9 protein-coding genes are annotated in these 10,061 nt (G+C 44.3%); 4 read left to right on the forward strand and 5 right to left on the reverse strand.

The window, feature by feature from the left end; translation table 11 throughout:
- Nucleotides 1-9 precede the first annotated feature (9 nt).
- The 4 genes from P5674_RS04760 to P5674_RS04775 all read right to left on the reverse strand — a co-directional run bounded on the left by P5674_RS04760 (nucleotide 10) and on the right by P5674_RS04775 (nucleotide 4,361).
- Entirely contained in the window at nucleotides 10-726 is a 717-nt protein-coding gene (locus tag P5674_RS04760; RefSeq protein ID WP_315669833.1) for a Uma2 family endonuclease, read from the reverse strand.
- A 110-nt stretch (nucleotides 727-836) separates the two neighbouring features.
- Nucleotides 837-1,574: a Uma2 family endonuclease gene (locus tag P5674_RS04765; RefSeq protein WP_014276890.1), complete on the reverse strand. Its 738-nt coding sequence runs from the start codon at nucleotides 1,572-1,574 to the stop codon at nucleotides 837-839.
- A gap of 187 nt (nucleotides 1,575-1,761) precedes the next feature.
- Nucleotides 1,762-3,441: a M23 family metallopeptidase gene (locus tag P5674_RS04770; RefSeq protein WP_315669834.1), complete on the reverse strand. Its 1,680-nt coding sequence runs from the start codon at nucleotides 3,439-3,441 to the stop codon at nucleotides 1,762-1,764.
- A 212-nt stretch (nucleotides 3,442-3,653) separates the two neighbouring features.
- Nucleotides 3,654-4,361, reverse strand: a complete 708-nt coding sequence (locus tag P5674_RS04775; RefSeq protein ID WP_315669835.1) for a biotin--[acetyl-CoA-carboxylase] ligase — start codon at nucleotides 4,359-4,361, stop codon at nucleotides 3,654-3,656.
- An 82-nt stretch (nucleotides 4,362-4,443) separates the two neighbouring features.
- Between P5674_RS04775 and pgeF the strand changes: the two genes are divergently transcribed.
- From pgeF to P5674_RS04790, 3 genes are all read left to right on the forward strand, one after another.
- Nucleotides 4,444-5,241, forward strand: coding sequence for a peptidoglycan editing factor PgeF (gene pgeF / locus P5674_RS04780; protein WP_006617405.1), 798 nt, complete (start codon nucleotides 4,444-4,446; stop codon nucleotides 5,239-5,241).
- Between the two features lie 285 nt (nucleotides 5,242-5,526).
- Entirely contained in the window at nucleotides 5,527-6,135 is a 609-nt protein-coding gene (locus P5674_RS04785) for a CPP1-like family protein (RefSeq protein ID WP_006617406.1), read from the forward strand.
- 68 nt (nucleotides 6,136-6,203) lie between these two features.
- Nucleotides 6,204-6,752, forward strand: a complete 549-nt coding sequence (locus tag P5674_RS04790; protein WP_006617407.1) for a hypothetical protein — start codon at nucleotides 6,204-6,206, stop codon at nucleotides 6,750-6,752.
- On the opposite strand, the gene P5674_RS04795 is transcribed toward P5674_RS04790, so the two are convergent.
- Nucleotides 6,749-9,031, reverse strand: a complete 2,283-nt coding sequence (locus P5674_RS04795) for a pentapeptide repeat-containing protein (RefSeq protein ID WP_035736159.1) — start codon at nucleotides 9,029-9,031, stop codon at nucleotides 6,749-6,751. The two genes, P5674_RS04790 and P5674_RS04795, sit on opposite strands and share 4 nt — an antisense overlap.
- A gap of 311 nt (nucleotides 9,032-9,342) precedes the next feature.
- Between P5674_RS04795 and P5674_RS04800 the strand changes: the two genes are divergently transcribed.
- Nucleotides 9,343-9,921, forward strand: coding sequence for a pentapeptide repeat-containing protein (locus tag P5674_RS04800; protein WP_014276886.1), 579 nt, complete (start codon nucleotides 9,343-9,345; stop codon nucleotides 9,919-9,921).
- The last annotated feature ends 140 nt before the right edge of the window (nucleotides 9,922-10,061 follow it).

Raw genomic sequence — 10,061 nt, forward strand, 5'->3', positions numbered from 1 at the left:
TATATAATTTCACATAATTTCATTAGGATCAATTCCCAATTCCTGCAAACGAGCTGCGAGGCGATCGGCTCGTTGTCGTTCCCGTTCCGCTCTTTCCTCACCAGATAACAGTAAATTACCCTCACTATCCCACCAACGCAACCAAGGTAATTCCACGTTCTGATATATTCCCGACCAGATACCTAACTCTACTCCCATTTCGGGAATTGGGTAATGATTGCGGTTATTTGGGGTTAGCAACTCATAGAAACTACCCTCTAAACGATACACTTCTACCTGAGATTTTTCTACTTCATAGATGGCATAATACGGCGTTCTTATTACCGTTTCATAAATCCAAAACTTGCCTTTCCAAGCGGTTTTATCTCGTTCTTCTGAACCATCCCCAGATACAAATTCGATGATGATTTGGGGACGGATTAATTCTTGCCACAACACATAAGACCGTCGCAGCTTACCATTGAGGGTAGGGGGAACATTCGCCACATAAAACCAGTCCGGTGCTTCCGCTCCTTTCTGGGGTGGGTCGGTCATGCGCCAGTAAATCCCACTATCTTGACCAATGCAATATTGTCCGTCTGGATGTATTTGATTAAGAACCGGACGAATAGAATCAGTTAATAGGATACTTTGGGGGTGTTCTTGAAAGTTTTTCACAAAGGTTCCGTCTTCACAGGGAAGTTGGGTATGATCGGGTAGAGTAGTTAAGGATTTAGTAACAGTCATATAAATAGAGAACCCATAGTTCTGAGTTAACTATAGCATATCTGATAAGGCGATCGCTCCTCTCCTTCTCTTCTCCACTTCTATGACACTAAAGCCCAAATTGGATAATTTCAGATGATTTCATTAGGATCAATTCCCAATTCCTGCAAACGAGCTGCGAGGCGATCGGCTCGTTGTCGTTCCTGTTCCGCTCGTTGTCGTTCCCGTTCCGCTCTTTCCTCACCAGATAACAGTAAATTACCCTCACTATCCCACCAACGCAACCAAGGTAATTCCACGTTCTGATATATTCCCGACCAGATACCTAACTCTACTCCCATTTCGGGAATTGGGTAATGATTGCGGTTATTTGGGGTTAGCAACTCATAGAAACTACCCTCTAAACGATACACTTCTACCTGAGATTTTTCTACTTCATAGATGGCATAATACGGCGTTCTTATTACCGTTTCATAAATCCAAAACTTGCCTTTCCAAGCGGTTTTATCTCGTTCTTCTGAACCATCCCCAGATACAAATTCGATGATGATTTGGGGACGGATTAATTCTTGCCACAACACATAAGACCGTCGCAGCTTACCATTGAGGGTAGGGGGAACATTCGCCACATAAAACCAGTCCGGTGCTTCCGCTCCTTTCTGGGGTGGGTCGGTCATGCGCCAGTAAATCCCACTATCTTGACCAATGCAATATTGTCCGTCTGGATGTATTTGATTAAGAACCGGACGAATAGAATCAGTTAATAGGATACTTTGGGGGTGTTCTTGAAAGTTTTTCACAAAGGTTCCGTCTTCACAGGGAAGTTGGGTATGATCGGGTAGAGTAGTTAAGGATTTAGTAACAGTCATATAAATAGAGAACCCATAGTTCTGAGTTAACTATAGCATATCTGATAAGGCGATCGCTCCTTGGCTTCTGTTCTGCACTTCAGGGGAGCGACAGATATTTTTGCCAGTGAATTAGCAATTAATAAACCCGCCGTACTATCGAAGGCGGGTTTATTATCAGTTTTTTTTGTGGCGCAAAACTTATGGCTTATTGTTGTGCTTTCTCGATATTTTCTTTAAAGCCAAAGTTGATGGTAGGTGGTTCCAAATTAGGAACAATGATATCCATACCCGGAGGCAGGGGAGGCAGTTGAGGCAAACCAGTTTCCCAGTTCTTAGTTTGGTTAGGTAGGGCAGCAATAAACTCCTCTGCTGGTACCTCAGCCACCCGTAGAGTATTGATCAGTTGGGCGAGGGCAAATTCTATCTGTAATTGTGGATCGAGAGCTACCCAGCCTTCATTAGTCAGCTTCCGTAACTCAAAATGCAGGTGAGGTCCTGTAGACATTCCTGTACTTCCTACCCGTCCAATTACCTCCCCTTGTTCGACAAATTCTCCGGGTTTAACAAACAATTCTGAGAGGTGAGCATAAAGGGTTTCTTGGGATTTTTTCGGGTGGTTAAGAACCACCGTTAAACCATATCCCCCTAACCAGTCAGCCAGGGTTACTTCTCCCGAATAAGATGCCACGACAGGAGTTCCCGTATCTGCTCCGAAATCAATACCTGTATGGAAGCGGCCAGTTCCCAAAATTGGGTGTTGTCGCCAACCAAATAATGAGGTAATTGGGGCGGGAATACTGAGGGGGAAAAGCAGGTGAGTATCTGAATTTCCGGGAACTCTGGGGGGTCGCATGGTGCGGTTATAGTAACTCATACCTGAATTACTCATGGCACTCATGCTGATGGGTCCCACTTGCACGGGACTTAATCCGGCGACAGGGACCTGATAGGAATAGTCTGGAGAGCCACCATAACTGGCGGCGACGTTTGTAGTTCCCCAGCCTCTGCTGTTGGCTGACTGAGTTCTTCCTGTTGCTTGTTGACCATAAGAATAGGAAGGCTGACGGTGCTGAGTAACTGTTTTGCGTCCCCCGGTGGGATATCCTGTAGCATAAGTAGACTGACTAGGAATTTCAGCAATAGGTGCGGGTGGGGGAACACACAATCTATCAACAGCTTGACCGACTCCAACGGCTGTTTCACAACCTGTCTGGCGCTCGGAAAAGATGACGGTTGAAGGCGCTTCATAACCACCGCCTGTAGCCCCAATACTGTAATCTGTAGGGTCGATAAAGTTATGATCGGGGTTATTAAATGGTGTTCCCTGAGCTGTGGATGCAGACGGAGGAGAAATATGCTGAGTTGACGGTGGCGATGCTGTTTGATGCTTTTCTGGCAGATAAATGGGCTGTTCTGGTGGGGCGATGTAACCACCTGATCTTTCTATGGGTGGCTCATAATAGGGTTCTGGTTCGTAATAGGGTTCTGGCGCTATATAAGATTCCTGAACTGGTGGCGCGTAATAGGGTTCTGGCTCATAATAGGGTTCTGGCGCTATATAAGATTCCTGAACTGGCGGCGCGTAATAGGGTTCTGGCTCATAATAGGGTTCTGGTTCGTAATAGGGTTCTGGCGCTATATAAGATTCCTGAACTGGCGGCGCGTAATAGGGTTCTGGTTCAGGGGTGTAGGTGTTGTAGGATTCTAGGGGTTCGTTATCAAAGGGGATAGAAAATTCTTCATAGGCGATCGCACGATTTACCAACAATCCTACCCCACTCAAACAGCTTAATCCCAAAGCCAGGGAGCGCCAGGAAAATCTACTATTATGGGGAATAGGCTGGGTAGATTTTAAATTAGATTTAGAGTAACTGGATTCTGTCATTTCCTCACACAACCAGATGATAAATTGGGCAATTTTAGAATTGAGTTCTTTAGGGTGTAACCGAGTTTCATTGTACCGGGCGAGAGACCAATTTCTGAGGATAATGTTCCAGGGCGATACTACTGCGTAGTTGCTCCGCGAAAGGGTTGCAGTTCAACCCAGAGTTAGCCATAAGCCGTCAGATCACACTCCAAGAATTTCCGTGATCACAACTACTGATGCACCTTTAGCAGTTCCATATAGGATGACATCAGACTCTCACCTCCCTTCTGTGCATAGTGCATTAGTCCTAACTCGATACCCCAGATCACAATAGCTGCCAACATTTCTATAGAGTTTACCCCAGCAGTGGTGGGATGTGCATTTAAAAATTCGTGCAGATTAATACCAGTGGGGGGTACAGAGTTACTCCAATTCAGGCCGACTCCAATCACGGCTTGGCTGATCTCTCCGTTGTGGACTTTAGTTTCTGTTAGGATACCACCCAATTTGCGTTTGTTCAGCAGCAAATCATTTGGCCATTTCAGCTTTACGGGAACACCGCGATCGCGTAAAACTGTAGCAATACCCCAAGCGCTACATTGAGTTAACCAGGCCATATAGTTATGCTCTGGGGTAGCAGTATCTGTGATACTCTCATGGAGAGTGAGGGCATAAGACAGGTATAATCCCCCCAATTCTGACTGCCACTCACGCCCCCATTGTCCTCGTCCTGCTGTTTGTTGGAGAGCGATCACTGTAGTTCTAGGGGTAGCTAGACCAGTGGTGATCAACTCCCACAGGGTTTCATTTGTAGAACCGAGCCTATCAAATATCAAGATAGACGGAGAAGCATCAACGTAGGAGACCGGGTTAGATAAAACAGCTACGACATTTTCTTGTAAAGCCTGTAAAGCACCCAGTATGCGATCGCAATCCATTTAATCCAATATCCCGCTAAGTTTAATAATTATCGCGCTTTCCCGGTTAAGCTGTTCCCTGAAATCTCTTTTCACTGACACAATGCACATTTGGACTTGGCATCAGTGGCAACAACTGCCCTATTTAACCTGTAGTATCCTAGAAAACTGGCAACATGGTTTTTTTTCCAGACGGTTTAGCCCCCGTTCTCCCGTTGATTTAGTGCAGGTTCTCGAACCCGCCGCCCAGGTATACCGCCTCAAACAGGTTCATGGCAACCAAGTTTTGAAAACTACTCAGGTTTCCCCCATTCCCAAAACTGAAACCAATAGCGAGGAAATATCCTTGTCGGAAGCTGATGGCTTACTAACCAATAAAGGCTGTCAATCAGTATGGGTAGCCAGTGCTGACTGTGTTCCTGTGCTTATCGGTGACGTGGTAACCGGGCGAGTAGCTGCCATTCATGCTGGGTGGCGCGGTACATCTTTGAAAATTCTACCAGAAGCGATCGCCCAATTTAAACAGCAAGGCAGCCAGATGGCTAATTTACGAGTCGCAATGGGTCCAGCTATTTCCGGGGGATGCTATCAAGTCTCAGAGGATGTAGCAGTTAAACTAGCTGCCACCTTACAAATAATGGATATAGCCAGCAGTATCTCCCAAATTTTAGAACCCTTATTCCACCTACCAGACCCACCCCTATTGTCTGACCCGGAACCCGATCGCCTACGGGTCGATATTCGCCGTTTTAACGCTTTGCAACTCGAAGCCGTAGGTTTAGACCCTCAGCAAATAGCTATCTGCTCTGAGTGTACCTATAGCCAGCCTGAGCTATTATTTTCCTATAGGCGCGATCGGCTGAAATTGGTTCAATGGTCTGGAATAGTTAGTTTTTCCTAATCTTGTTGCCCATAAACCAAACCACCCCAGCCACACAATTAAATAGAAGATTGTGTTAGAATCAACCCATCATCTGATCATCTCATCTCTAGGAGTTTTTATCGACTCATCACAACCGCAAGGCTGGCGGGGATAGTCTGGGTCCAGACCAGAAGACCAAAAACTCCTTGATAGTGGAGGTGGATGCGATGAAACAGTAAACCTAAATCGTCAGGTTTGGGAATCCCCGTCCGTTTGACGGCGGGTCCAATGTCAATTGATTAGACTCCAGTTAAATTAAATGCGATGAGCCAGCAAAGTCCTTATGAACAGCTTGGGGTTACGATTGACGCATCCTTTGATGAAATTCAGGATGCCCGCGATCGCCTGAGAGAACAGCACACCGGTGAGCGCCAAGTGATAGAATCTATTGAAGCCGCTTATGATGCCATCCTGATGGATCGCCTCAGAATGCGCCAAGAGGGTAAAATCAAAGTCCCTGAGCGGATTCGCTTTCCTGAACGCATCGCGGGGCCACCAGCTAAGGAAATTCAACCCCAGACCAGTCCTAAAGTCTCCTGGTTAACTGGAATGCTCGATGCGCCGAGTCGTTCGGAGTTGATGTGGCCGTCATTGATTTACCTGGGTTTGGGAGTTGTCAGCCTGTATCCAGCTATTGAGATCTCCCTGCTACAACTTCCCCTCGCCTTGGGGGTGGCTACCTCCCTGTATTTTCTCAATCGCAAAGAGAACAAATTTGGTCGTTCGGTTTTGTTGACCGTGGGGGGGTTAATTCTAGGATTAATCTTGGGAAGTTTACTGAGTCCCATGGCGGGAGCTACCCTATCAGTTGAACGGTTCATTACCTTAGTCACCCTGATAGTTTTGTGGTTGGTTAGTAGCTTTCTCCGGTAAGGGTACAGTAAGCAAGGCAAGCCTAGATATAGCCTGATTTTTCAGGTTTTACTGGACATTAGATGATCATGGCTTTACATCAGCAATATCCCTGGATAACCAGGGTATATTTTTTGTGCTTCTGTTTATTTACTATTACCGGATGGGGTGAAATAGGGCGATCGCAAACTTTACCCAATAATGTAGAATTTAATAAAACCGCCAAACCCTGCTTTCCTCAACGGACTACCTTACCACCACCACCCCTATCTCAAACAGAACTGAGTGTTCCCAGTCTTTGGTTAGCTGAAAAACGCTACGGCGGCGAAACACTCAATCAGTGGTTTATAGGAGAGGATTCTACCCCGATTCTACCAAATGTATATCTTGACAAGTCTATCACTTTAGTGGTTAACCGTTTCCAGTGGAACCAGAAACGCTATCTCGATCAGTTTATATTTATCCATCATTTTGCCGAATTTACCCGCAGCTATGGATATAATTTGCGGGTGTGTAACGATTTAGGTAATTTAGTCGGATATTACATCTGTGATTTCCAGGTCTGTCCCCTAAACTGCCAAATTCACCTAGAATCTAGAGGGTGGCGTATTCAGGATTTTAGAGTATTTACTGACTAATCCAACCGTGAACCTATCCAGTTTCTGGTTTCCTCAGACAGTCCGCAATTCTTCCCAAATTTTGCACCTGTGATATGGGCTTCAGTCAGATTACTACCAAATAAATTAGCACCCAATAAATTAGCATTGGATAGGTCTGCTTGTGCGAGTTCAGTGTGACGAATAGCCGCCCTAAATAGATTGGTGTGACTAAGATTGCTACCAGCTAAATTAGCACGGGTTAAATCAGCATAGCTGAGATTAGCACCCATTAGATTAGCGTGGCTTAAAAAGCTATAGCGCAGTTGAGCATAAATTAACTTAGCACCAACTAAATGCGATCGCTCTAAACTAGCCTGATTAAGTTTAACATAGGAAAGATTAGCTTGCTCAAGCATCGCTCCGTTCAAATTAACCCCGTCTAGTTTCGCCCCCTCCAAATTCGCCCCCTCCAAATTCGCCCCCGTTAAATCAGCTTCAGTCAGATCCGCCTCTCCCAAGTAAGCCCCCCTTAAATCCACACCTCGCAAATGAGCCGATCGCAGTTGAGCGCCCCGTAAATTCACCTGCTGTAAATTAGCTTGACTTAAACAAGCACCTTGTAAGTTAGCAAACCCTAAATTAGCCCCTGGTAAATCAGCATTTTCTAAATTAGTTGAGCATAACTTAGCCTCACTCAAATCTACTCTAGTTAAATTAGCCCTATGCAGATTAGCCCCCGTTAAATCAGCACGATTTAAATTAGCCTGCTGTAAATCAGCCCGTGCCAAATTCGCATCTAGCAGACTCGCTTCTCGCAAATTACTCTGTTTTAAATTAACAATAAATAACTGAGTTCCATTAAGATTAGCCTCTTGGAGATTAGCACCTTCTAAATTTGCCAACCGCAGATCAAGCCCGCTCAAATCCATCTGGCTCATATTCAAACCTCTAAAGTCTGCTCCCTTCAGATCCAAACTATTTAAGTTAAGATTATTTAGATTAGCCTCACGCAGATCAAGTCCTTTACTTTGAGAGAAAACCCGGTAAGCATCCAAGTTATCCGTCAGAGGTCCTGATACATCATCCTGATCCATCTTGACCAGATGATATTGGACGTTTTCCGTAAAAATTGTTAATACCAGATTAAAAATTTCCAAAAACAAGATAAACTGACGACAGCGTTCTTCTTCATATTTTTGATAAAATTGAATCAGTTGAGCCACTTTTAACTCTAGGTGTACTTTAGATGAATGGTCTAATAAAATCACTTTAAGCATCAAAATAGCCAAGGTAAATACACTACCCTGATTAATCATAAATGTAAAAATAAAAGAGGGGTTCTCTCCATCCTCTATCGTCAAAAAGTCGATGAGGCTATTACAGGTCCGAATTTTTAAATCGTCATTGATAATTCTATAATCATGGAAATTATACAAATCTTTGAGTTGGGCGGAAATTTTGTCCCGCAAAATCCGGGTAGTAGATTTTTCCCCACTCTGAAGCATTAAGTATTCAGGTAAGGCGCTTTTAAAATCCCTATAAGTAACCTTATGAGTTTGTTTCAAAAACAATTCAGCTTGATGGGTATAGCTGGAAACTCGCTGGGTGGAAATAGTTTTTTTAAGTATATCTAAAACTTGCTCTCCTAACTGAGTAGGATTTTTGATTTGGGTTTCATTTCGGAGTTGAGTTTTTGGTGATGAGCGAGCCAGATACATCGCCAACTCAAATTTATACTGTTCTCGCAGTTTTTTGGATATATTGCGGGCTACCTCCTGCTGTTCCTGAGAGTTATTGGGGTCAATATATTGGTTAACTAATAAATAACTCTTATAGCGACTACTCCAGCCCTGAGAATGCTGTAATACACAATTACGAATCTCTTGAATATCAGAACTTTGCAGAAAATATTTAACCTGATTTCTGAGTTTTCCTAATTCAGGATCGAGAATGTCATATTCATCGCTCTCGGTATTTTCTAGCTTTTCCAGTAGCAATTGAACTGCTTGATAATTGCGACTAATATACCAGTTGTTGGCTAAGATATAACAACTTCTTTTTAATAGGGGATTAATGGTAGCTGTTGATGGTAGCTGCTGCAGTTGATTTCTCAAAGCATGATTAGCCTGTTCATCGCTACAGTTGAGATGCCAAAATAATCCGATAAATTCTTCTAATACTGTCTCTGAGTCATAGTCTTTAACAATCTTAATCAAAAAATCAAAGATGATATCTGGTAATTCTCTACCATCTTGATCAGAATCCAGATTGCCAGAGGAGTCTAGCAGGTCAGCACCGGAATTATAAGTGTTGCTCATAAGATTGTATTTTCGGAATGACAAGAAACTAGAGCAAGTCTGTTGAATTACTTAGAAATTTAGCGATCGCACTTACCGAATCAGCCGAGGGGGTGAGATAACACCAATCATATCAAAACCCCAAATTAATGTCAATAATTCCTAAATTACATAATCCCTATTGTGCAGTCGCCCACTTGGATTTGAGGGGATGTGCAGGATGTGGGGCTTACTGATACCCGTGGCTTTTTAAATTAAAATAAAGTTTTGCCCGATTGAGCAACAACTTCGGCACAATTGCAGTTAATCATATTGGAGATTAGGAAATTATCATGAATTCACAAGAACTGCTCGACTTGTATGCCGCAGGCGATCGCAATTTCAGAGATACAGACTTATTCCGGGCGGAGCTGAGTAACGCTAACCTCAGTGGCGCGAACCTATTTCGGGCGAACCTATTTCGGGCGAACCTATTTCGAGCCAATTTGCTTGGTGTTAGTCTATTTAATGCTAACTTAATAGGAGCAAACCTGTATTGTGCTAACCTCAGCGGAGCCGACCTCAGCGGAGCCAACCTGACCCGGGCAGATCTGACAGGTGCAGATCTCAGTGGGGCCGATCTCAGTGGGGCGGACTTGAGCGGAGCAATTCTCACCCATGCTAACCTTAGTTATGCCGATTTGAGTCGAGCCAACCTCATGCGAGCTGAACTCGTAGATACAGCACTGAGTCACGCTAAATTTCAGGGTGCAAACCTCAAGGAAGCTAACCTAACTGGGGCATTGTTACAAAACGTCAAATTTAAACAGGTTATCGGGTTAAATGCGGCTCGTATCCAGGAGTTAAAAGAACAGGGAGCCATTTTTGAGGAAGTTCCTAGTCTGACCCTCAACTCCAAAGTTACGAGCTGACACGATAAAAACTCGGAAGCTTGGTAGCCCCGTCTCTTGAGAGCGGGGCGGAAAAGCGACTCGGCGGCTTTAGCCGCCGTCAGATATGGTGAGGGTCGTTGATGTAGGCCATGATTCTAGCTGTACTCACTTTTCCTGTA

This window comes from Limnospira sp. PMC 289.06 (genome assembly GCF_032350395.1).
GTDB classification, from domain to species: domain Bacteria; phylum Cyanobacteriota; class Cyanobacteriia; order Cyanobacteriales; family Microcoleaceae; genus Limnospira; species Limnospira platensis.

Excerpts from the sequence above, each read along its gene's own strand:
- P5674_RS04760 (WP_315669833.1), bottom strand. The coding sequence starts at position 726 with ATGACTGTTACTAAATCCTTAACTACTCTACCCGATCATACCCAACTT.
- P5674_RS04765 (WP_014276890.1), bottom strand. The coding sequence starts at position 1,574 with ATGACTGTTACTAAATCCTTAACTACTCTACCCGATCATACCCAACTT.
- P5674_RS04770 (WP_315669834.1), bottom strand. The coding sequence starts at position 3,441 with ATGACAGAATCCAGTTACTCTAAATCTAATTTAAAATCTACCCAGCCT.
- P5674_RS04775 (WP_315669835.1), bottom strand. The coding sequence starts at position 4,361 with ATGGATTGCGATCGCATACTGGGTGCTTTACAGGCTTTACAAGAAAAT.
- pgeF (WP_006617405.1), top strand. The coding sequence starts at position 4,444 with ATGCACATTTGGACTTGGCATCAGTGGCAACAACTGCCCTATTTAACC.
- P5674_RS04785 (WP_006617406.1), top strand. The coding sequence starts at position 5,527 with ATGAGCCAGCAAAGTCCTTATGAACAGCTTGGGGTTACGATTGACGCA.
- P5674_RS04790 (WP_006617407.1), top strand. The coding sequence starts at position 6,204 with ATGGCTTTACATCAGCAATATCCCTGGATAACCAGGGTATATTTTTTG.
- P5674_RS04795 (WP_035736159.1), bottom strand. The coding sequence starts at position 9,031 with ATGAGCAACACTTATAATTCCGGTGCTGACCTGCTAGACTCCTCTGGC.
- P5674_RS04800 (WP_014276886.1), top strand. The coding sequence starts at position 9,343 with ATGAATTCACAAGAACTGCTCGACTTGTATGCCGCAGGCGATCGCAAT.